This window comes from Nisaea sp., assembly GCF_965216895.1.
Lineage (GTDB): Bacteria > Pseudomonadota > Alphaproteobacteria > Thalassobaculales > Thalassobaculaceae > Nisaea.
This window is the reverse complement of record NZ_OZ244205.1, coordinates 1,639,773-1,661,413: the sequence shown is the minus strand read 5'-3', so window position 1 is coordinate 1,661,413 and position 21,641 is coordinate 1,639,773. Positions and strand designations below refer to the sequence as shown.

Annotated in this window: 21 protein-coding genes; 12 read left to right on the top strand and 9 right to left on the bottom strand. The window is 63.3% G+C overall.

Going from position 1 to position 21,641, the window contains the following annotated elements:
• Positions 1-116 precede the first annotated feature (116 nt).
• The gene (locus tag ACOOE1_RS07970) at positions 117-719 is read right to left on the bottom strand and encodes a class I SAM-dependent methyltransferase (protein ID WP_420405809.1); all 603 of its coding nucleotides are present in this window, start codon (positions 717-719) and stop codon (positions 117-119) included.
• A gap of 129 nt (positions 720-848) precedes the next feature.
• Here ACOOE1_RS07970 and ACOOE1_RS07965 point away from each other — a divergent pair, with 129 nt between their 5' ends.
• Both ACOOE1_RS07965 and ACOOE1_RS07960 read left to right on the top strand, forming a co-directional pair.
• Positions 849-1,769, top strand: a complete 921-nt coding sequence (locus ACOOE1_RS07965) for a LysR substrate-binding domain-containing protein (protein WP_420405808.1) — start codon at positions 849-851, stop codon at positions 1,767-1,769.
• A gap of 115 nt (positions 1,770-1,884) precedes the next feature.
• Positions 1,885-2,748 carry a CmcJ/NvfI family oxidoreductase gene (locus ACOOE1_RS07960; RefSeq protein ID WP_420405807.1) on the top strand — a complete coding sequence of 288 codons (864 nt, stop codon included), beginning with the start codon at positions 1,885-1,887 and terminating at the stop codon, positions 2,746-2,748.
• A 149-nt stretch (positions 2,749-2,897) separates the two neighbouring features.
• Here ACOOE1_RS07960 and ACOOE1_RS07955 read toward each other — a convergent pair whose 3' ends face one another.
• Positions 2,898-3,638 (bottom strand): FadR/GntR family transcriptional regulator, encoded by a 741-nt coding sequence (locus tag ACOOE1_RS07955; RefSeq protein WP_420405806.1) that lies wholly within the window; start codon positions 3,636-3,638, stop codon positions 2,898-2,900.
• 116 nt (positions 3,639-3,754) lie between these two features.
• On the opposite strand from ACOOE1_RS07955, the gene ACOOE1_RS07950 reads away from it, so the two are divergent.
• From ACOOE1_RS07950 to ACOOE1_RS07930, 5 genes are read left to right on the top strand one after another with little or no spacing between them, the layout of a single operon-like run.
• Positions 3,755-4,684: an NAD(P)-dependent oxidoreductase gene (locus ACOOE1_RS07950; protein ID WP_420405805.1), complete on the top strand. Its 930-nt coding sequence runs from the start codon at positions 3,755-3,757 to the stop codon at positions 4,682-4,684.
• A 51-nt stretch (positions 4,685-4,735) separates the two neighbouring features.
• Positions 4,736-5,707 (top strand): TRAP transporter substrate-binding protein, encoded by a 972-nt coding sequence (locus ACOOE1_RS07945; RefSeq protein WP_420405804.1) that lies wholly within the window; start codon positions 4,736-4,738, stop codon positions 5,705-5,707.
• 53 nt (positions 5,708-5,760) lie between these two features.
• Positions 5,761-7,047, top strand: a complete 1,287-nt coding sequence (locus tag ACOOE1_RS07940) for a TRAP transporter large permease (RefSeq protein WP_420405803.1) — start codon at positions 5,761-5,763, stop codon at positions 7,045-7,047.
• The gene (locus tag ACOOE1_RS07935) at positions 7,044-7,517 is read left to right on the top strand and encodes a TRAP transporter small permease (protein ID WP_420405802.1); all 474 of its coding nucleotides are present in this window, start codon (positions 7,044-7,046) and stop codon (positions 7,515-7,517) included. Before ACOOE1_RS07940 ends, ACOOE1_RS07935 begins: the two co-directional genes overlap by 4 nt.
• On the top strand, positions 7,514-7,843 hold the full coding sequence (locus ACOOE1_RS07930; protein ID WP_420405801.1) for an NIPSNAP family protein: 330 nt from the start codon (positions 7,514-7,516) through the stop codon (positions 7,841-7,843). The genes ACOOE1_RS07935 and ACOOE1_RS07930 overlap by 4 nt, the downstream gene beginning before the upstream one ends.
• A 33-nt stretch (positions 7,844-7,876) precedes the next feature.
• On the opposite strand, the gene ACOOE1_RS07925 is transcribed toward ACOOE1_RS07930, so the two are convergent.
• The 6 genes from ACOOE1_RS07925 to ACOOE1_RS07900 form a co-directional block, all read right to left on the bottom strand.
• On the bottom strand, positions 7,877-8,725 hold the full coding sequence (locus tag ACOOE1_RS07925; RefSeq protein ID WP_420405800.1) for a TauD/TfdA dioxygenase family protein: 849 nt from the start codon (positions 8,723-8,725) through the stop codon (positions 7,877-7,879).
• Between the two features lie 81 nt (positions 8,726-8,806).
• Positions 8,807-9,682, bottom strand: a complete 876-nt coding sequence (locus ACOOE1_RS07920; RefSeq protein WP_420405799.1) for a DUF2189 domain-containing protein — start codon at positions 9,680-9,682, stop codon at positions 8,807-8,809.
• A 368-nt stretch (positions 9,683-10,050) separates the two neighbouring features.
• Positions 10,051-11,334: a TRAP transporter large permease gene (locus ACOOE1_RS07915; RefSeq protein ID WP_420405798.1), complete on the bottom strand. Its 1,284-nt coding sequence runs from the start codon at positions 11,332-11,334 to the stop codon at positions 10,051-10,053.
• Positions 11,331-11,882 (bottom strand): TRAP transporter small permease, encoded by a 552-nt coding sequence (locus ACOOE1_RS07910; protein ID WP_420405797.1) that lies wholly within the window; start codon positions 11,880-11,882, stop codon positions 11,331-11,333. Before ACOOE1_RS07910 ends, ACOOE1_RS07915 begins: the two co-directional genes overlap by 4 nt.
• A gap of 94 nt (positions 11,883-11,976) precedes the next feature.
• On the bottom strand, positions 11,977-12,960 hold the full coding sequence (locus ACOOE1_RS07905) for a TRAP transporter substrate-binding protein (protein WP_420405796.1): 984 nt from the start codon (positions 12,958-12,960) through the stop codon (positions 11,977-11,979).
• Between the two features lie 30 nt (positions 12,961-12,990).
• The gene (locus tag ACOOE1_RS07900; RefSeq protein WP_420405795.1) at positions 12,991-14,070 is read right to left on the bottom strand and encodes a 4-hydroxythreonine-4-phosphate dehydrogenase PdxA; all 1,080 of its coding nucleotides are present in this window, start codon (positions 14,068-14,070) and stop codon (positions 12,991-12,993) included.
• 101 nt (positions 14,071-14,171) lie between these two features.
• Between ACOOE1_RS07900 and ACOOE1_RS07895 the strand changes: the two genes are divergently transcribed.
• Both ACOOE1_RS07895 and ACOOE1_RS07890 read left to right on the top strand, forming a co-directional pair.
• Positions 14,172-14,882: a GntR family transcriptional regulator gene (locus tag ACOOE1_RS07895; protein WP_420405794.1), complete on the top strand. Its 711-nt coding sequence runs from the start codon at positions 14,172-14,174 to the stop codon at positions 14,880-14,882.
• A 468-nt stretch (positions 14,883-15,350) separates the two neighbouring features.
• The gene (locus ACOOE1_RS07890; RefSeq protein WP_420405793.1) at positions 15,351-16,844 is read left to right on the top strand and encodes an inorganic phosphate transporter; all 1,494 of its coding nucleotides are present in this window, start codon (positions 15,351-15,353) and stop codon (positions 16,842-16,844) included.
• Here ACOOE1_RS07890 and ACOOE1_RS07885 read toward each other — a convergent pair.
• A complete protein-coding gene (locus ACOOE1_RS07885) occupies positions 16,783-17,250 on the bottom strand; it encodes an NUDIX hydrolase (RefSeq protein WP_420405792.1) in 468 nt (155 codons plus the stop codon). The two genes, ACOOE1_RS07890 and ACOOE1_RS07885, sit on opposite strands and share 62 nt — an antisense overlap.
• A 227-nt stretch (positions 17,251-17,477) precedes the next feature.
• Here ACOOE1_RS07885 and ACOOE1_RS07880 point away from each other — a divergent pair, with 227 nt between their 5' ends.
• The 3 genes from ACOOE1_RS07880 to ACOOE1_RS07870 all read left to right on the top strand — a co-directional run bounded on the left by ACOOE1_RS07880 (position 17,478) and on the right by ACOOE1_RS07870 (position 21,568).
• A complete protein-coding gene (locus ACOOE1_RS07880) occupies positions 17,478-19,490 on the top strand; it encodes a DEAD/DEAH box helicase (protein WP_420405791.1) in 2,013 nt (670 codons plus the stop codon).
• Between the two features lie 164 nt (positions 19,491-19,654).
• Complete coding sequence (locus ACOOE1_RS07875; protein WP_420405790.1) at positions 19,655-21,046, top strand: aspartate aminotransferase family protein; 1,392 nt, start codon at positions 19,655-19,657, stop codon at positions 21,044-21,046.
• A 21-nt stretch (positions 21,047-21,067) separates the two neighbouring features.
• Positions 21,068-21,568 carry a cupin domain-containing protein gene (locus ACOOE1_RS07870; protein WP_420405789.1) on the top strand — a complete coding sequence of 167 codons (501 nt, stop codon included), beginning with the start codon at positions 21,068-21,070 and terminating at the stop codon, positions 21,566-21,568.
• Positions 21,569-21,641: the final 73 nt, after the last annotated feature.

Sequence of the window (21,641 nt, the reverse complement as noted above, 5' to 3'; positions counted from 1 at the left end):
ACAGCCTAAATCGTAACAAAACCGAAAAAGTAATTATAGCTTTAAAAATCGGACTGACGACGGGTGCCGAGGGCGAAGCTTGATCTGTATGCGGGTGATGCCGGTGCCGGAGTCTTTCAAACGATCAGGAGATTGACGTTTGGAAGCGTCATCAGGGTGCGGTCGTTCGGCCGCATCGGCTTCATCGCCACGAGACGGACCTCCATCTCCGCGACCAGGTTGCGCTCGGTATTGATGCGATGCATCAGGCGTTCGGCATTGTCGGAGCCGGCAACGCTGGCCGGAATTCGGAAGATGACCTCGTCGGTTCCCCAGTCGCCGCGATAGCCGTAATCGGCAAAATTGTAGAAGGGCTGCTGGAAGTAGTCGAAGCTGCGGATGAAATAGAGCCGTTTGTGCGTCGGGTCGGCCGAAGCCATGTCTGTCGCCCCGAACGGCAGTTTCAGCTCGAACCGGCAGCCGGGTTTCGCGATGCGCCACATCTCCTGCATGAAGGGCAGGGTGCGGTCGATATGCTCGATCAGGTGCGCGGCGTGAATTTCGGACACGGAATCGTCGGCGAGAGGGAACGGCTCGATCCCGCAGGTTTCCAGATCGTAGACGATATCGACGCCCGGCCCGGGCATGATGTCGTGATTGATCCAGCCCTCGCGGACCACCTTGCCGCAGCCGAGGTTCAGCTTGAGGCCGTCCGCCTGTGTTCCGTCGCTTGAAGTCATCTGCCACCCCTTCCGCTGATGCCGCAGTTTGCCCGCTGGGCCCGGACCGCACAATGGCCCGGATGGTGCGGCGGCGCACAATGGACGGTACTTCTCGGTCTCGCGATCGACTTGAGGTAAACTTCAGAAATGGTCGAGAATGATTTTCGCCTTCCGCCGTTCCGCGCGCTCCTTGCCTTCCGGGCCGCCGCGACGCATGGCCGTCTCGTCGATGCGGCGGGGGCGCTGGGTGTGACCGAGTCCGCGATCAGTCACCAGATCCGACAATTGGAAACTCATCTCCGGACCCGGCTGTTCGACCGCACCAGCCGTCGGCTTGTGCTGACAGAAACCGGCACCCGGTTTCTCGCCCGCATTGATCCGGCGATTCGGGAACTGGAGGCGGCAACCCGGGCCGTGCTCCCTTCCGAGGGGCATGCCGTTGTCCGCGTGACATTGCCGACCTCGATGGCGGCGACCTGGCTGCTGCCGCGTCTTGGCGCCTTCGAAGCGGCAAACCCGGATGTCGACCTGCAATTGGTGCCGACGACACGGGTCGTGGATCTGTTGCGGGATCAGATAGATCTCGCCATCAGATATGGTCGTGGGAACTGGCAGGATGTCGAAAAGACGTTTCTCTTCGATGACAACGCGACACCTGTCGCGGCGCCCGGACTGGTTCCGGACGGCTTGCAGGACATCGAGGCGGCGTTGAAGCGGAACCGCTTGATCGTGATCCGGACTATTCCTGACGAATGGCGCGAATGGTCGCGCGCCCGGGGGCTGGCGGCGCCGGACCTCGGATCGGCGCTGGAGCTCGATGTTACCGAACAGGCGCTTCAGGTCGCGGAAGCCGGGCATGGCATCGCGATGGGGCGGTCGCCCTATATCGAGGATCGCCTGGCCAGAGGCACCCTTGTCACGCCTTTCGGCGCGACGGGCCCGAGCGGCGCGGCCTATTATCTTTGCCGCCCGACCGGCCATCCGCTTTCCGCTCCGGTCCGGCGCGTCTGGCGCTGGCTTCTCGAGCAAGCCGGTGTTTCTCCCACGGAAAGGGCCCCATCGTCATGACTTGAGAAATATTCAAGTCGTGTTGAGTTCTTCTCTTTTGTTTCCCGGGACGTGCCGTCCCACCTTCCGGATATCGCAGCCGGATCCAGGCTGCCCGTAGCCGAGGAGAAGCGAGATGACCGGTTCCGTGCAGGAAAGACCCTACAGTCAATACAGTGCAACAGCTGCCGATGTCGTGGCGCCGATGACTTTCATCGTGCCGCAGGCGACGAAGCCGGTGCTCTATAGTCAGGCCTACACAGGCGGCGAACCGGAATTCGGTTTCGAGACTGTGGAGAGGCATGTGCTGGTGGCGGACATGCGTGCCGCGGACGGTTCCTTCACGCTGGATCGGGAGGGTTTCGCGCTTCGCACGGCGCCGACGGCGGTTGAGGATCTCTATGATGATGCCGAGGTCGAGAGCGCCTATTACGCAGAGGTCCGCTCGCTGCTGAAGACGGAACTCGGGGCGTCCGAGGTCGCGATCTTCGACGCAACCCGGCGTTCCGACGGCGGAGATGGAGCCCGGAACAAGGATGGAAACCGAGGCGCTGCGACGCGCATCCATGTCGACTACACCGCCGCCAGCGGACCGCAGCGGGCCCGCGACGTGTTCGGTGACGAGACGTTCGAAAACCTGCTGGCCGCCGGCCGGCGGATTGTCCAGGTCAATGTCTGGCGGCCGATCGTCGGACCCGTGCAGCGCTCGCCACTCGCCCTTGCGGATGCTGCCAGCATTCGTTCGGAACACCTTGTCGCAACCGATCAGCTCTTCCCCAACCGGACCGGGGAGATCTATCACCTCGCCTATGACGAGGCGCAGCGCTGGTATTACGCGCCCGATATGACCCGAGACGAGATCCTGCTGATCAAGGGCTGGGACAGTCTAGAGGACGGTCGCGCCCGGTTTGCGCCGCACACCGCCTTCCAACTGCCTTCGCAGACCGATGAGACGCCGGCGCGCGAGAGCATCGAGATCAGGACCTATGCGGTGATCTGACCGGCACTATTATTCGGATGGCGCCGTCGGCGCGGCGCCCACGGAGCCCTGGCGATACACCGGGGTCGGATTTGACCAAGGCAGCGCCAGCCCTTGCCAAGGTCCGCGTTCGAGGGGGGTGACGCCCCCCGAACTTCTTTCGGAACGGGCTAGGTGAAATCCTCGCGTGCGGAGAGGCGGTCGGCGGCTTGTTGAAACCGGGTCCGGGTAGCGCGCCAGGCGATCTCCGGATCTTCTTCGCGCAGGGCATCCAGTACGGCGCGATGTTCCGCCAGGATCGACGGACCGAACTCCGAGGCTGCCGCGTTCTTCAGGAACGCTGAACGAAGATTGTTCTGGATGTTGGTCTCGATCATCGTCACGACCTCGCAATAGTAGGGATTTGCAGAGGCTTCGGTGATGTGGCGATACATGAGCAATTCCGTATCGACTCGCTCCTCCAGCGCTTCCTCCGGGCCGCGTTGATCGGCTGCGCACATCCTCTCGAACAATGCCTCAATGTTTTGCATCTCATCTCGCGTCCTGCGTGTCGCTGCGAGGGCGCATGCGCCTGCCTGGACGCCTGTCCGCAATTCCAGAAGTTTCACGATCTGCTTTCGCTTTTCGAAACAGGCGGGAGAGATGCGGAAGGACGACCGGCTGGTTTTCTCGGTCACGAAGGCCCCGACGCCGCGTCGCGAATCGATCAAACCATCGTACCTGAGGAGCGAGATCGCTTCCCGCACGACGGTCCGCGCAACGCCGAACCGTTTGGACAATTCGGCCTCAGTCGGCAACCGGTCTCCGGATTTGAGCTGGCCGTTCTCGATCGCTCCGATGAGAGAACTGGCGACCTCGTCCGGGAGGCGGGTCGGTCGATCGATGCGATCAAAGGTCAGTCCGTCATCCATGCCAACAATCCGTTTTGTTTCAGGTCTCTGATTGAGAAGCGCCTCCATGGTCACATGGTCGCCGCGAGGTCGCAAATCGAATAAAACAGAAAGCAGGTTGTCAGACAACTGATCTGATGCTTGTATTCCGAAAAATGGAGGAACGTATGCGGGTAGCTCTAGTCGGTTTGGGAGGAATGGGTAGCGGCCTGGCCAAGAACATGGCCGGAAAGGGCGTTGACCTGACGGTTGCGGATCTCGACTCCGAAAAGGTTCGGAAAGCCTGCGAACATGGCGCGAAGGCCGGTGGTTCGCCGACCGGGATGGCGGCCCAGAGCGATGTGCTGATGGTCTGCGTCACTACGGCGGAGGCGGTGCGCGCGATCGTCCTCGGGGAGGGCGGTGCGCTGGCGGCCATGGCGCCCGGCAGTATCCTCGTTGATCACACGACCGTATCCGCCGATCACGTGGATACCATGCGCGCCGCCTGCGAAGCGGCGGGTGTGGTCTATGCCGAGGCGCCGATGACGCGGACGCCGGCCCATGCCGATCGAGGCGAGGTCAACATCCTGTTCGGCGGTGAAGCGGCGCTGCTCGAGCGTCTGCGGCCGATATTCGAGTGCTACGCGGAAAACCTTTTCCATGTCGGCCCGGCGGGGCACGCGATCCGTCTGAAACTGATCCACAACTTCATCTCCTTCGCGAATGTCGCGGCTTTCTGTGAGGGATTCGCGCTCGCAGCGAAGGAAGGTCTCGATATGACGAAAGTCATCGGGATCATTTCGGCGGCGGGCGGCAAGTCCGGAATGATGGATCTCTACGGCGAGTTGACGCTGCGCCGGGATTTCACGCCGCACATGTCGCTGGCGAACGCGCAGAAGGACGTCCGCTATTACACCGAACTGATCGAACAGGCCGGCCTGCCCGGCTTCATGGCGGACTCCATCCACCAGACCTACGCGCTCGCTTCCATCATGGGGCATGCCGAAGAAGGGTGCACGGCCGTGATCAAGGCCTACGAAGGCCTGACAGGCGTTCAGGCGAAACTGCCTGATATCCCCGAGTGAGGGGCAAAAACCGAAAAACATCCAACAACACGCATCAAGGGGAGGAACCAGATGCTAAGAACTCTCATGACTGCCGCGGTCGCGGCGGTGCTCAGCTCCGGTGTGGCCTGGGGGCAGGACGTAACCTTGCGGCTCGCGCATTTTGCCGCCGAAACCCATCCGGGCCATCTGGCCGCGAAGGCATTCGCCGACGCCGTCAAGGAGCGTACGGGTGGCAAGATTGCCGTCGAACTCTTCCCGGCGAACCAGTTGGGAAGCCCGCCGGAGCAACTCGAGCAGACCGTGCTTGGGGCGGTCGAGATGAACCTGCCCACCCAGGGCGGCTTGGACAAGTACAGCAAGGCCTTCGGGACGGTGATGACGCCGTTCGCATTCGAGAGTTACGAGCATGCACATGCGGTGCTCGACGGCCCGTTCATGGAATGGGCGGCCCCCAAGCTCGAGGAGCACGGGCTGGTGATGCTTTCGAACTGGGAATACGGGTTTCGCAACATCACGAACTCGAAACATCCGATCAACAAGCCGGGCGACGTCAGCGGCCTGAAGCTTCGCACGCCGCCGGAACTGCAGATCGTCGCGGCGCTTGAAGGACTTGGCGCCTCGACCACCCAGATCGCGTTCCCGGAACTGCCGAACGCCCTGAACCAGGGCGTGGTCGACGGTCAGGAGAACCCGATCGGCGTCATCTATCACTTCAAGCTGAATGATTTTCAGGAGCACCTGGCGCTGACCCGCCACGTCTACAATTCGATGGTTCACGTCATCAACAAGGACGTGTTCGACGGGCTGACGGCGGAACAGCAGACGATCCTGCGCGAGGAGAGCCAGAAAGCCGGCAACATGATGCGTGCGGCGGTGATCGCCCAGGAAGAGGAAGAACTGGCCAAGCTGGAGCAGGCCGGGATGAAGATCACGCGCCCCGACCTCAAGCCGTTCGCGGCCCTCATGGGCCCGGCGCGCGAGCGTGTCGCCGAATATTCCGGCGCTGACAACATGACAATGTTCCTCAGCTTCCTGAAGTGATGGTCTTGCCGCCCGCATCCTGGTGATGCGGGCGGCTCCTCCGGAGCACCTCAATGACGACCTTTCTGATCCTGGGCGCGCTTGTCCTGTTGATCGCCCTTGGGCTGCCGGTTGCTGTTTCCCTCGGACTGACCGCCGCCGGATTCTATGTCCTGCAAGGCGATTTCAGAATTCTCGAGATGCTGCCGCAGCGCATGTTCTCGGCGACGACCGGGTTCACGCTGCTGGCCATTCCGTTTTTCATTCTTGCCGGCAACCTGATGAATTCTGGCGGCATCACGACCCGCATCTTCCGTTTTGCCGATGCCTGCGTGGGCCACCTGCGCGGCGGGCTCGGCCAGGTCAATGTCCTGGCCTCGCTGTTTTTCTCCGGCATGTCCGGAGCTGCTGTCGCGGATGCGGCCGGTCTCGGTCAGGTCGAGCTGAAGGCCATGGCGGACAAGGGCTATGACCGCGATTTCAGCGCGGCGATCACCGCCGCGTCGTCGACGATCGGTCCGGTTTTCCCGCCCTCGATCCCGTTCGTGCTCTTCTCGTCCATGACCGGCGTCTCCGTGGCGCAGCTGTTCCTGGCCGGTGTCCTGCCCGGACTGCTGATGGCCTTGTCCCTGATGGCGGCAGTCTGGATTGTCGCAACACGCAACAAGATGCCCCGCGCGGAACGGATCGACTGGCGCGAGATCTGGAACAGTTTCCGCGGTGCCGCGCTGTCGCTGCTCGCCCCGGTGATCATCATCGCCGGAATTTTCGGTGGCCTGTTCACCCCGACCGAGGCCGGCGTGGCGGCGAGTGCCTATGCGCTGATCCTTTCGATGGTGATCTATCGCGAGATCCGCCCCCGGGACCTGGTCGGAATTCTCTGGACCACGCTTCAGCACACGATCCGCGTCATGTTCGTCATTGCCGCCGCCGGCTTTTTCGGCTGGTTGCTGGTGCACCAGCGGGTTCCGAACGCGGTCATATCGTCAATGCTCGCGCTGACCGACAATCCGGCCATCCTGCTTGGCATCGTTGTGTTCATCCTATTGATCCTCGGGATGTTTCTCGAAGGTATCGCGGTGATCGTGCTGACCGTGCCGCTCTTCATGCCCGTCATGCTGGAGATCGGTGTCGATCCGGTGCAGTTCGGCGTGATCATGATCATGTGTTCCATGGTCGGACTCCTGACCCCGCCGGTCGGCATGGTTCTCTTTGCGGTGTCCTCTGTCGCCGGGATGCCGGTCGGACAATTGGCCCGGGCCCTGAAACCCTACCTTGTCGGCCTGGTGCTGGTGCTTCTCGCGGTCACCGCCATACCGTCGGTGTCGACATGGCTGCCAAACCTGGTGTTCGGCCCATGATGTGCGTCGACGCAATCCTCGGGCGGACACTGAAACTGGCTGCGTGTGCCGGCCTCGCGGCGATCTTCGTGCTGGTCTTTGCGAACGTCGTCACCAGGACGCTGCAGATCCCGGGTATCGTCTGGTTCGATGAAGTCGTGCAGGGGCTCTTCGCCTGGACCGTCTTCCTCGGAGCCGCCGCGCTCTGGCGCGACGACGATCATTTCCAGGTGGACTGGCTGCGCTTTGCGCTTCCGCCGGCACAGGCGCGCATCCTCAGGATCCTGACCACGCTCCTCGGGCTGGCCTTCATGGTGATCATGACGCGGTACGGCCTCGCGCTTACCCTCAAGGCCCGTGCCCTGACGCCGATCCTCGACATCCCGACATCCCTGCTCTACGCGGCGATCCCGGTCTCCGGCGCCATCATGGCCGCGTATTCGGCGGTCCGCCTGTTTCGATTGCTCACAACAAGAAGGAATACCCGATGATCTTCGATCACCGCACCTACACCTGCCATCCCGGCCGGATCAAGAAACACATGGAACTCTACGAGAAACATGGCTGGGCCGTGCAGCGGAAACATCTCGGAGACCCGGTCGTCTACGGCGCGGTCGAGACGGGAGACGTGAATTCCTACGTCCATATCTGGGTCTATGATGATGCGGCGGATCGGGCCCGCAAACGCGCGGCGCTGGCCGCGGACCCGGACTGGCAGACCTTCCTGCGATTGAGCGCCGAGAGCGGCAACCTGATGCGGCAGGTCAACACGATTCTCGCACCGGCCCCCTTCTTCGACGCCGGACGGGGAGACTAGGGTCGGCAGAGCAAGCCGGGGCGCCCGTCTCGTCTAGCGCGGCGGCGTACCCTGGAAGGTGGTGCGGTAGAGCAGGCGGCGGTGGCCGTCATAATCGTTGGTCGCGTAATGCAGCGTGGTCCGGTTGTCCCAGACCACAATGTCGCCCGCCTGCCAGCGATGCCGGCAGGAGAAGTCCGGCCGTGTGCAGTGCCGGTAGATTGCCTGCAGCAGCGGATCGCTCTCCTCCTCCGTCATGCCGTCGAACCGCGTCGTGTAGATCGGGTTCAGGAACAGGGCCTTCGCGCCGGTCACGGGTTCGGTGATCACCGCCGGGTGACTGGTTTCCCTGTCCGCCTCGGGATCGCCGCGCGTCATGCGGATCGAGGCACCGGAACGGGTCTCCTCAGGCGGCGCGAACTTCACGCCGTAGGGTTTCCCGACATGCACCGCCGTGCGGCCGTCGACGAGCGTTTTCAGATCTTCGGGCAGGGATGCATAGGCCGCCGTCTGGCTCGCCCAGACGGTGTCGCCACCGACCTCCGGGATCTCGACCGCGTTCAGCACCGAGCCGGCGGGCGGGTTCGCGAGGAAGCTGAAATCCGAATGCCACTCACCTCCGAAGACACCGCCACCGCCCTCGTCGGCCTCCTTCAGCACGGCGATGGTCTCCGGATCGTCCGCGAGCGGCTCGACATAGGGCAGCCGCATCGGCGAACCGAACACCCGATTGAGCTTCTTCTGCTTCGAGCGGTCGAGATGCTGTCCCCGCAGCACGATCACCTGATGTCTGGCAAGGCTCTCGCGCAGGAACGCGGCGTCGGCCGCTTCGATCTCCTCGCCGAGACTCAGCCCGACAATTTCCGCACCGATATAGCCGGTCAGTTTCCTCAGTTCTGGCATTTCTCTCCGCCGGGCCATGATACTGCGTGACCGGCGCACTATGGCGCGCTCCGGCCCGGCAGACAAATTTAGGCGCTTGTCTTACCGCGGCACCAGCTTGCGGTAGAGGTGCCAGGTCGCATGGCCGAGCACCGGCATCACCACCGCCAGTCCGATGAAGAGCGGGATCGTGCCGAGGACCAGACCGCCGGCAACAACAATTCCCCAGACGGCCATCGGGTAGGGATTGGCGGCCACCGCCCGGATCGAGGTGGCGATCGCGGGGTAGAGGCCGACATCGCGGTCGAGCAGCAGCGGGAAGGAGACCACGCTGAGGGTGAGGGCCGCAGCGGCGAAGAGAAACCCGACGCCGATCCCGACAACAATCATCGCCCAGCCCGCGGGCGTCGTGAAGACATCGCTGACGAACCCGGAGACCGATGACGGAGGTTCCGGGCCGAGAGTCATGTAGTAGATCCCGTAGGCGACGATGATCCAGGCGATGAAGAGCGCGAGAAGGTAGAGGCCGAGAACGAAGATTGCTCCGGCGGCGGGTGATTTCACCACGCCGAGCGCGTCCGCCCAGGAAACCTGATGGCCCTGTTCGCGCCTCCGGCTCATCTCGTAGAGGCCGACGGCGGCAAGTGGACCGAGGAGTGCGAAGCCCGAGGCGAGCGGAAACAGCATCGGCAGGAAATCGTAACCGAATACCAGATGGGAGAGGAACAGGCCCGCGACCGGGTAAACGAGGCAGAGAAAGATGACGTCCGTCCGGCTGGCGCCGAAATCGGTGATGCCGCGCTGCAGGGCGTCGCGCAGATCGTCGACATCGATCCGCCGAACCGACGGAAGCTTTTCGGCGCTCGTACCCGTGGCGCCGCCAAGGGCGTGCCCTGTAGCGCCGAGCGCATGCTGAAGATCCCGAAGCTGGTCCCAGCCCCATTCAATCGGATTTCTGATCTGGTCGGTGACGGCCATAATTTGCTCCTCCCGAACGACTGGTGGGTTCGGGGGTCGCGGTCGGCCGTGCGTGGCGTCGGACCCGGCGCCGGTCACGAGGTATCCGCGACCCGCCTGATGGACCGTATCATACGCCTTTTTCGGTTGGCGTCACATGGGCGTGAAGGTGTTATCCGTGAGACGGTCGACCGGTCGGCTTCTGGCCGGCACCCATTGTATCCGGGAAAAGCGCGCGGGCCGCTTCCGGGGCTCTCGGTGGCCGATCGGCGCGCGATGTCGCGACTGGAGAACGCACCGGCGCTGACCGCCTCGGGCGATGCCGAACGGCGTCGCTGCGGCGAGAGGGTCTGAGAGGACGATCGCCCTGCTCTTGCGGGACGATTATCCTAGCGGAAGAAGTGCTCGACCAGCGCCAGCGGCACGATGGGCACGTAGGTCACGATCAGCAGCAGGCCGACCAGGACGGCGATGAACGGCAGGTTCGTCCGCGTCGTCGCCCAGATGTCGGTACGGGCGATGGAGCAGGCCGTTACCAGCACGCTCGCCACCGGCGGGGTCTGCTGGCCGATGGCGATGTTCAGCGTCAGGATGATGCCGAACTGAATCGGGTCGACGCCGATCTGCTGCACCAGCGGCATGACGATCGGTACGATCAGGATGATCGCCGCCGCACCGTGCAGGATCATGCCCAGCATGAACAGCATGACATTCAGCAGCATCAGCACGACGTATTTGTTCTCGGACACCCCGGTGATCCAGCGTGCGAAGTGCTGCGGCACCTCGCTCTCGGTGAGGTAGAGGCCGAGAATCGCGGAACTCGCGACGAGCAGCATGACGATGGCGGTCTGCGACACCCCCTCGATCAGCGCGCCGTGCAACTCTCTCAGGTTGATCTCGCGGTAGACGAAACCGCCGATCAGGAGCGCGGCGACGACTGCGAGGCCGGCGCCCTCGGTCGCCGTCACCACGCCGCCGAAGATGCCGCCGAGTATGATGATCGGCAGCAGCAGGGCAGGGCCGGCCGCCTTGAAGGTGCTCCAGAGCCGCCCGAGCGAGAAGGCTTCCTCGCGCGGCAGGCCGTAGCGCACCGCAAACCAGTGACAGAGGCAGAGCATGAGGAAGCCGCCGAGCAGTCCCGGGATGATTCCGGCGACAAAAAGCTGGGTGATCGACGCATCGGTCAGCGCGCCATAGAGGATCATCGGGATCGACGGCGGGATGATGACCGCGAGCGAGGCCGACGAGGAGGTGACGGCGGCGGCGAAGGTCGCGGCATAGCGCTTGCGCTTCATTGCCGGAATCAGCACCGAGCCGATGGCGGCGACGTCGGCGACGGCGGAGCCGGAGATCTCGGCGAAGAACAGCGAGACGCCGACATTCACCATTGCGAGGCCGCCGCGGACGAAGCCGATGAGGGCCGCGGTGAAGTCGATCAGTCGGCGCGAGATGCCGCTGGTGTTCATCAGAGCGCCCGCGAGGATGAAGAGCGGGATCGCGATCAGCGGAAAATTTGTCGACCCGTCGAAGATTGTCAGTGCCGCGTCGTAGAAGCCGAACACACCTTTCTCGGTCCAGGTGCCGAGCAGCGCGACGGCGGCGATCGCTACTGCGATCGGCACGTTGATGGCGATCAGCAAGGCCAGCAGGACCAGCAGAAGAAGAGCGGTCATCTATCTTCTCCCGTGCCCTGCGCTTTCCGCGCATGGGCGATCTCCTCGTCGATCTCGTCCATCTCCGCGCTCCGCCCGGCGCGGATGCGGGCATAGGCCTCGGGCGTCGAGACCGCCTGGCCGATCATGTAGAGCGCGGCTCCCACCGGCACCACCGACTGGGTGAACCAGAGCGGCACCCAGCGGAGCGAGACGAGCGTCTCTGTTCCGAGAATTTGCAGGATGAACCATCCGGCATAGGCGAGGATCGCGAACACCGCGTAGCCGATCAGTTCCGCGAGGACGAAGAGCCAGGCGCGATACGGCATCGGCAGAGAGATCAACAGGCCGTCGAAGCCGAGATGACGGCGGCGGACGGCGGCATAGGCGGAACCGTAGAAGGTAATCCAGGCGAGCAGGATGCCGGCCACTTCGTCATACCAGACAAAGGAGGAATTGAAGATGTAGCGTGCGATCGTCGCCGAAACCACGACGATGGCCAGGGTCACCAGCAGTCCGATCGTGAGGGCGGCGAGCGTGCTGCCGAGAGCTCTGGAAAAAGCTGTCATGGGGCGCGTCCCGGAACGGGTCGAGTGGAGCGGTGGCACCCGCCCGGACCGGCTGGTCGCCGGCGGCGGGCGGGTGTCCGGAGATGTGGCCCGGTCAGGAACCGGAGGCGAGCGCGATGGCGTCGTCGATCAGTGCCTGCCCGTCATTCACCTCGGCGGCGAAAGCGTCGTAGATCGGCTTCGATGCAGCGACGAAGGCGGCTCGGTCGGCTTCGTTGTAGCTCATACCGGCGGCGACGAGCTTGTCTTTCAGGGCCGTGTCCGCTTCCTCGCCCTTGTTGCGCGCCCAGGCTTCCAGCTCACGCGCGGTCGCTTCAAGCACCGAGACGATCGCCGGGTCCATCCTGTCGTACATCGCCTTGCCCATGGTCGGATAGGCGGGTGAGTAGACATGGCCGGTCTTGGAGAGATATTTCTGCACCTCGTTGAGCTTGGCCGAGGCGATGTTCGTGTAGGGGTTTTCCTGGCCGTCGATCACGCCGGTCTGCAGGCCGGTGAAGACTTCGGAAAAAGACATTGGCGTCGGGTTGGCGCCCCATGCCTTGAACATCTTCACCCGCCATGTCGATTTCGGCGTGCGGATCTTGAGGCCGTTCAGGTCCGCCGGCGTGTTTATCGGACGGGCATTGTTCGTGATGTGGCGGACACCGTTCTCCCAGACCGCGAGGACCCTGTAACCGTCGTCTTCCACGGTCGGAGCGATCTTCGGCCAGAAGATCTTCTCTTCGATCCGCGCGAGATGCCCTCGGTCGGCAACCAGGAACGGCATGTCGAACAGCGCGAACTCGTCCGAGATCGACGACATGATCGAGGAGGGCAGGGCGATATGGACGGTGCCGAGCTTCAGCTTCTGCATCAGCTCCTTGTCCTTGCCGATCTGCGAGGAGTCGAACAGCTTCACTTCGGCCTTGTCGCCAAGCTTCTCGTTGGCGCGCCTGACAAATTCCGCAGCCGTCTGCTGCTGCAGCGAGCCGGTCGAGGCGGAGATGCCGAAAATGATCTCTTCCTTCGCGTCGGCGAAGGATGTTGCGGCCAGCATCATGGCGCCGGCCAGAGCGAGTGATCTTATTTTGATCATTGTATTTCCTCCCATTCTTGCTCTTCGGTTTTATGGAACCACCGTGAGTTTCTCCCCGGTGGCCTTGGCAATTGCGGATGACATCGAGGTGGCATCGGCGGGCACGAGTTCGCCCTGCCGCGCGAGCCTGGCTGCGAGCAGCAAGGCCCGCTTGGTTGCATTCGGATTGGCGATGCCCTGGCCCGCGATGTCGTAGGCTGTGCCGTGCGCGGGGGTCGCGATCCAGAAAGGGTATCCGCCGATCAGGGTGACACCGCGGTCGAAGCCGATCAGCTTCATCGCGATCTGCCCCTGGTCGTGATACATCGACAGCACCGCGTCGAACTCGCCCTTGTGCGCGCGCAGATAGACAGTGTCTGACGGCAACGGACCCTCGACGGAAATCTGCTTTTCCTTCGCCCGTGTCACCGCCGGGGCGATTTCCCGGTCGTCCTCATGACCGAAATTGCCGCCGTCGCCCGCATGCGGGTTGAGGGCGGCCACAGCGATCCTGGGACGCGTGAACCCGGCATTGCGCATCGTGTTGTCGGTCAGCTCGATGCTGGCCAGGACGCGCTCCTCGGTGATCCGTTCCGCAACCTGGCTGAGTGGAATGTGCGAGGTCACCCGGGCGTTCCAGAATTCGTCGAGGACGTTGAATTCCCGTCCGTCCTTCGTGGCGCCGGTCACCGCGTTGATGAAGCCGATCTCGTCGACATAATCCGGTCGGGCGAGGCGCATGGCGTACTTGTTGAACGGCGTGAAGGCGACTGCATCCGCGCCGTCCGCGGCACAGAGCCGGAGCGCGGCGGCGAAATTCTCAAGGGCGGCGGCACCCGTGTGCTCGGAAGCTTCTCCCGGGGTGACGCTCGCGGGATCGATATTGCCCAGATCCAGCAGGGCGACCGGAGCGACCGTCTCAGGTTCGCAGTCCGGCAGGTCGAATTCGGTCCCGAGCATTGCGGCCGCAGCCTCGAGTTGCCGGCGGTCTCCGATCACGATGAGGCGCGCACTTTCAAGCACTTCCTTGTCGGAAAGAATCTTCACCGCGAGTTCGCCGCCGATCCCGGCGGCATCTCCGAGGGCGAGGGCGATCGTCGGTTTTTGAGAGGGCGTTTCGCTGGTCGGCATCATTGTGTCTTTCGTCGATTTTGCATACTGTATGCAAAATACAATATGCGCTGCAAGCGCTTTTGGTCTTCCAATCTTCCGAAATCGGGTATGGTGCCGCCATGAATGAAGGGTCCACTTCTGCGGCTCAGGCCGTCGCTCTTGCCATGCCGGTCAGCGAGCAATCCCCGGTCCGAATTGAGCGCCAGTCGCTGCACGACCTGGTTGCGAACCGGTTGCGCGACCTGATCATCGAGGGCGTGCTGACGCCTGGAACGCGGCTCAATGAATCCCGTTTGTGCGAGGAACTCGGTGTGTCGCGCACGCCGCTGCGGGAAGCCGTCAAGACGCTTGCCAGCGAAGGACTGATCGAACCGCGTCCGGGACGCGGCACCGTCGTTCGGGCGTTCAGCGCCAAGGATGCGCGCGACATGCTGGAAGTTCTGACCGAGCTCGAGGCGATGGCCGGGCGCCTTGCCTGCGAACAGGCGACCGACGCACAGATCGCGGAAATCTCGGCGGTACATGACCAGATGGTTGCATTCTACCGCTCGAAGGAGCGTCTCAGCTATTACAAGCTCAATCAGGCAATCCATTCGATGATCGTGGCCGCGACGGGCAACGAGACGCTGATCGAGATGCACGGGATGTTGCAGTCGCGCATGAAGCGCCTGCGTTTCATCGGCAACAGCGGGGCCGACAAGTGGAAGGCCGCTCTTGCCGAACACGAGGAAATGATCGAGGCGCTCAAGCGCCGCGACGGCAGCGCGTTGGCGGAGGTCCTGCAGCGCCATCTGCGCAACACCTGGGTGCGGGTCGCTGACAGTTTCTGATCGCGGGCCGCAAGGTCAGTTGCTCGGTATGAGCATGTGCCAACGCCGGCGGAGCGGCGCTATCAGGTCCGTCTAAAACCAGACGCCCTTCTCCGGGACGTGATGATCGATCCGGGCGGGGGCGTCGTCTCCATCCGTAATGCCGAGTGTGACCGTGACGGCCCCAACTGTGTGCGCAAACGGTGATGTAGCGACCATCGACGTTTTCATTCGAAACTCATAGGGCGCTCAAATCACATAAACGAAATGTCGTTATGTTTACATATTGGTAAGTCTGAAAAGGTTTCCGTTGAACCAGAGTCAATGCTAGGAGACGCCGAGTTGGGCCAAGATGTTCGGTGGCGGAGGGTGAAAGCCGCTCCTCACGATCCGGTTCATGGCATGGCCGATGGTGTCACGCGATCCGCATCGTTGGTTCCGTCAATGTGTGAAATTATCGTCCCGAACGACCTATAGGCAGTCGCTTCAGTGCCCTCCAATCCACGCAAGAACGAAAACCGGTACGTCAACGACCTGCGCCGGCTCGACTTCTTTCAGTCCCAGTTCGGCAACCTGAAGAGTGTGACCGTGCCGCTCGGGCTCTCGGTTGTCTTTCTCGCGATCGTCGGGATCTATGTCGCGAGCACGCAGGAAAATCTCGGCGAGGACTGGCTGATTGTGGCCATCGCCGCGGTGGTCGGCGGCTACATGGCGCTGAATATCGGTGCCAACGACGTTGCCAACAACATGGGCCCCGCGGTCGGCGGCAAGGTGCTGAGCGTGACCGCCGCGATCCTGATCGCCGCCGTTTGCGAGAGTGCGGGCGCTCTGCTCGCGGGCGGCGACGTGGTGAAGACGGTGTCCAAGGGGATCATCTCGCCCGGCGAGAGCGTCAGTGTCGGCGAGTTCCGGGATCTGATGCTGAGCGCGCTTTTCGCGGCGGCGCTCTGGATCAATCTGGCAACCATGCTGAGCGCACCGGTCTCCACCACCCACTCGATCGTCGGCGGCGTGCTCGGGGCGGGAATCGCGGCTGCGGGCTTCGGCCTGGTCAACTGGGTGACAATGGGCGCGATCGCCGCCAGCTGGGTGATCTCTCCTGTCTTCGGAGCTTTCTGCGCCGCTGCGATACTCTACGCGATCAAGAAGAAGGTTCTTTTTGTCGAGGACAAGCTGACGGCGGCGAAGACCTGGGTGCCCGTTCTGATCGGGCTGATGGCCTTCGCCTTTACTGCCTACATGGCGATGAAGGGGCTGAAGAAGATCTGGCACCCGTCGCTGTTCGAGACGGTGTTTTACGCGCTGCTTGCTTTCGCGGTCTCGTACTTCCTGTCCAGGCCGTACATCGCCCGCCGCGTTCTGAGCCTCGAGAATACCCGCCAGGGCGTTTACCGCCTGTTCGACATCCCGCTGATCGCCGGTGTGGCACTGCTCTCCTTCGCGCATGGCGCGAACGACGTCGCGAACGCTGTCGGCCCGCTCGCCGCGATCGTCTCCACGGTGGGAGAGGGGGCCGGAATCGCGAGCAATGTCACCATTCCGCTCTGGGTCATGGCGATCGGCGCCTTCGGCATTGCTTTCGGGCTCGGCCTGTTCGGGCCGAAGCTGATTGCGGTTGTGGGGGAGAAGATCACGCGGCTGAATTCGCCGCGTTCCTACTGCGTCGCGCTCTCCGCAGCGGTCACGGTGCTGATCGCGACCTCGCTCGGCCTGCCGGTCAGTTCCACGCATATCGCCGTCGGCGCGGTCTTCGGTGTCGGATTCCTGAGGGAGTTCCTCGAGAACCCGAACACCCGCAAGCTCCGGCCCGGGCACAAGCTGAACGCGACCGCCGAGGACGCCTTCAACAGCAAGGACTACCGTTCGGTGAGACGGCTGGTGCGGCGCAATTTCGTACTTTCGATTGCCGCCGCCTGGATCATCACTGTGCCGGCGTCAGCTCTGCTTGCCGGTGCTGTTTATGCTCTGCTGCGGTCGCTCTGATCCAGTTGCTGAGCGCTTCGAACTGGCGCAGCACGGGAAGATAGTCCTCGCGATAGGCGACACGAGGCGCATCCTCGAGGAGCGCCCAGTGGCGCTGGCGTAACGCTTTTTCCGGCCAGTCGTCGAACTGCTCCGTGACGAGAAACGGATAGTAGGTCACCGGAATTTCGATTTTTCCGGTGTCTGTCAGTTTGGTGATGACCTGCGTCATCGGGAAGTCACTCAGAACCACTCCCTTCACGCCCGCCTCTTCGAAACCCTCCCGCAGACAGGCTTCGGTCTGGGACTCGGTTTTCTTTCGCTTGCCCTTCGGCAGGATCCAGCGACCGCGCGTCTGCGAGGTGACAAAGAGAACGGCGATGAGTTCGTCTCTGATATCGAACGGGATGATCCCAACGCGGTGCATCTGTGCTTCCCTGACAAGTGGTGGCTCCAATCTAACGGTATCGCCCGACCGAGGCCAGTTTCGATGCATAGCTGCCTCTACCCCGGAACACTGTACTTTCCGCACGCGCGTCATTATGTTGCGCGGCACTGATTTTGATTTCGCGCAGACGGCGCGGCACCGCTGATCCCCGACACGGGAAAGACGTCAACCGGTCGGCCGATCGCGGATATTCCGAAAGAAAAGACATGACGGAATTCGACGGCGTTGTTCCCGCGCTCGGCAAGGCATTGGCGAAGCGTGGCTACGAGACCCTGACCCCTGTACAGCAAGCGGTTCTCGGCGAGGAAATGCAGCGCGCGGACGCACTGGTCTCGGCGCAGACCGGTTCCGGCAAGACGGTGGCCTTCGGCCTCGCAATGGCACCGACCCTGCTTGACGAGAACGAACGTTTCGGGCGCCTCGAGGCGCCGGTGGCGCTGGCCGTGGCGCCGACCCGCGAGCTTGCCTTGCAGGTGCAGCGCGAACTCGAGTGGCTCTACGCGTTCACCGGCGCTGCGGTGACCTCCTGCGTCGGCGGCATGGACCCGCGTCGCGAGCGCATGGCGCTGGAACGCGGCGCGCATATCGTCGTCGGCACGCCCGGGCGCCTGCGCGATCATATCGAGCGCGGCGCACTCGACCTCTCGCAAATGAAGGTTGTGGTGCTGGACGAGGCAGACGAGATGCTGCATCTCGGCTTCCGCGAGGATCTTGAGTTCATTCTGGGTGCCGCGCCGGAAGAGCGCCGGACGCTGATGTTCTCGGCCACGGTCGCCAAGCCCATTGCCGCACTCGCCCAGCGCTACCAGCGCGACGCGATCCGCATCACCACGGCAGGCGAGAAGCGACAGCACGGCGACATCGAGTACCGTGCGCTACTTTGTGTCCCGAGCGATCGGGAGAACGCGATCATCAACGTGCTGCGGCACACCGATGCGCCGTCCGCGATCGTCTTCTGCAGCACCCGAGCGACCGTCGCCCATCTGACCAGCCGCTTCACCAACCGGGGCATTCCGGTGGTGGCACTCTCCGGTGAGTTGAACCAGAGCGCGCGGACATACGCCCTGCAGGCGCTCAGGGACGGGCGGGCGAAGGTCTGCGTCGCGACCGACGTCGCCGCGCGCGGTATCGACCTGCCGAACCTCGAGCTGGTGATCCACGCGGACGTGCCGAAGAACGAAGAATCCCTGCTGCACAGGAGCGGACGGACCGGCCGGGCCGGGCGCAAGGGCGTCTCCACCCTGATCGTACCCTATTCGATGCGCCGCAAGACCGAGCGCCTGCTCGGCTCCGCGAACGTTCAGGCGATCTGGGGCAAACCCCCCTCGGCGGATGAGATCCTCGCACTTGACCGCAAGCGCATTCTTGAAGATCCGGATCTTGGCGGCGAAACGACGGAAGAGGAGCGCGCCTTCGCGGCGGAACTCCTTGCCAAGCATGATGCCGAAGCGGTTGCCGTCGCTTTCCTGCGCAAGCGCATGGCCGGACTCGCTGCGCCGGAGGACCTGCTGGACGGGCCGCAGGACGACAGGCGCACCGAACGGGGCGTGGGCGACGGACCGCGCGCGCCACGGCAGGATTTCGAAAACGGGGTCTGGCTCCGCCTTTCCGTCGGGCGCGACCATCGGGCGGAGGCGCGATGGATCCTGCCGATGCTGCTCCGTACCGGCAATATTACCAAGGCCGATGTCGGTCGGATCAAGATTCAGGAGAACGAGACCTTCGTGGAGATGCTGCCGAAGGCGGCCGAGAGCCTCCTCGAAGCGGTCGGGCCGAGCCGGAAGGTCGAGAAGTCAATCACCGTCGACCGGATGGACGGGATGCCATCAGCGCTGGAAGGGTCCGCGGAGCCGCGTGCGTCACGGAAACCCAGAGCGGAGAGGCGTTCGAGGCAGGATTCGGAGTCCGGAGACCGGCCGCCGGCCAGGAAGTGGGACAAGGGCCGCAAGCGGGACCGCTCGGAGCGGGAGACCGCGGCGGAACGTCCCGATACGGTCGTGAAGGAGGTGCCTGACTCCGACGATAAGCCACGGAAGTTCGACAAGACGCGCAAGCCGAAAAACAGCGCAGGAAAGCCGGGCGGGAAATTCGCCAAGGGCAGGACTGGAACCGCGAAGTCGGCGGACGGCAAACGCGGCGAGGGAAAGCACACAGCGGGCAAGGCCAAGAAATCTCACCGCAAGGGACAGTCGAAGCCCAAGGCGCCCTGGGTCGACTGAGGCCGCGCCGGCCTTCGCCCGACCTGCCGAACGTCATGGTGGCGTTGCCGCTTTATCTGTGCTTTGAGTCGGGTCTTGTCTTCCACCGGGCCGCCGTCCGCCGAAAGGCACGGACCGGCCCGATGTGGCTTCTGTATCGCGATCAGGTTTAGGAGACACGCGCCGTGAGCACCAAGCAGTTCGAAAACGATCTTTCCGACGTTGTCGCCTCCGACAAGGCGCATGTCTGGCATCATCTCATGCAGCACAAGATGTTCGAGACGGCTGATCCGAAGATCATCGTCGAGGGCAAGGGCATGAAGGTCTGGGACATCACCGGCAAGGAGCATCTCGATGCGGTCTCCGGCGGCGTCTGGACGGTGAATGTCGGCTACGGCCGCGATAGCATCGCCGACGCGGTGCGCGAACAGCTTGTGAAGATGAATTATTTCGCCGGCGCCCTCGGCTCTGTTCCGGGTGCCCGCTTCTCCGAGCGCCTGATCTCCAAGATGCCGGGCATGACCCGGGTCTATTATTCGAACTCCGGTTCGGAGGCGAACGAGAAGGCCTTCAAGATGGTGCGTCAGATCTCCGCGCGCCATCACGGCGGCAAGAAGTCCAAGATCCTCTATCGCGAGCGCGACTACCACGGCACCACCATCACCGCCCTCTCGGCGGCAGGTCAGCCGCAGCGCGCGGCCCATTACGGTCCCTTCACCCCGGGCTTCGTCGAGGTTCCGCACTGCCTCGAATACCGCAACCAGTACGGTGTGACGGAGAATTACGGCGAGCGCGCCGCCGACGCGATCGAGGAAGTCATCCTGCGCGAGGGCCCGGACACGGTCGGCGGCCTCTGCCTCGAGACCATTACCGCCGGCGGCGGCGTCATCACCCCGCCGAAAGGCTACTGGGAGCGTGTCCAGGATATCTGCAAGAAGTATGAGATTCTGCTGATCCTCGACGAGGTTGTCTGCGGCGTCGGCCGGACCGGCGAATGGTTCGGCTACCAGCATTACGGCATTGAGCCGGACATGGTCACGATGGCGAAGGGCGTTGCCTCCGGCTATGCGGCGATCTCCTGCACCGTGACCACCGAAGCGGTCTTCGACCTGTTCAAGGACGACGCCTCCGACCCGATGAGCTATTTCCGCGACATCTCGACCTTCGGTGGCTGTGCCTCCGGACCGGCCGCGGCGCTCGAGAACATGCGCATCATCGAAGACGAGAAACTGCTCGAGAACACTACCGCGATGGGCGCGCGTCTCGAACAGAACCTCCTCGCGCTCATGGACAAACACCCGGTCATCGGCGACGTCCGCGGCAAGGGCCTGTTCTGGGGAGCGGAGTTGGTAAAGGACCGCGAGAGCAAGGAGCCGGTGGACGAGATCAAGGCGCAGGCCGTGGTCGGTCACTGCAACGCCGAGGGCGTGATCATCGGCGTCACCAACCGTTCGATCCCGGGCTACAACAACACGCTCTGCCTCTCGCCGGCGCTGATCGCGACCAAGTCCGACATCGACCAGATCACCGGCGCCATCGACAACGCGCTGACGGCCGTTTTCGGCTCCGGCAAGTAAGACAGGAAAGGGAGTTTTGGCGTGAGCGATCACGATCACGGGCACGATCACTCGCATGGCGGCGAAATCGACTGGAAGCACAACGGGGTTCAGGTGATCCCCGGCGACAGTCTGGATGCCAACACCGCCCAGACTCCCGGGATGAACCGCGCGGCGGCGATCACCACCGCGCGGGCCGGCGCCCAGAAACTCTGGGCCGGAACCGTGAAGATCCATCCGAACGCAAAAACCGGAGCGCACCATCACGGCGCGCTCGAGAGCGTGATTTACGTCGTCAGCGGCCGTGCCCGGATGCGCTGGGGCAACAATCTCGAATTCGTCGCGGAGGCCGGTCCGGGCGATTTCATCTTCGTGCCGCCCTATGTGCCGCACCAGGAGATCAACGCCTCGACGGACGAACCACTCGACTGCGTTCTGGTGCGCAGCGACAACGAGAATGTCGTGGTCAATCTGGAGATCGAGCCGGTGGAGAAGCCGGAGGCGGTCAAATGGGTCGATCCCATCCATCGGGGTGAGACCTAGTCACGGTCCTGCGGGACGCAATGTCCTCATATCAGATGTGATTTCTTTCCGTCCGGCTTGCTTATCGCCTGAA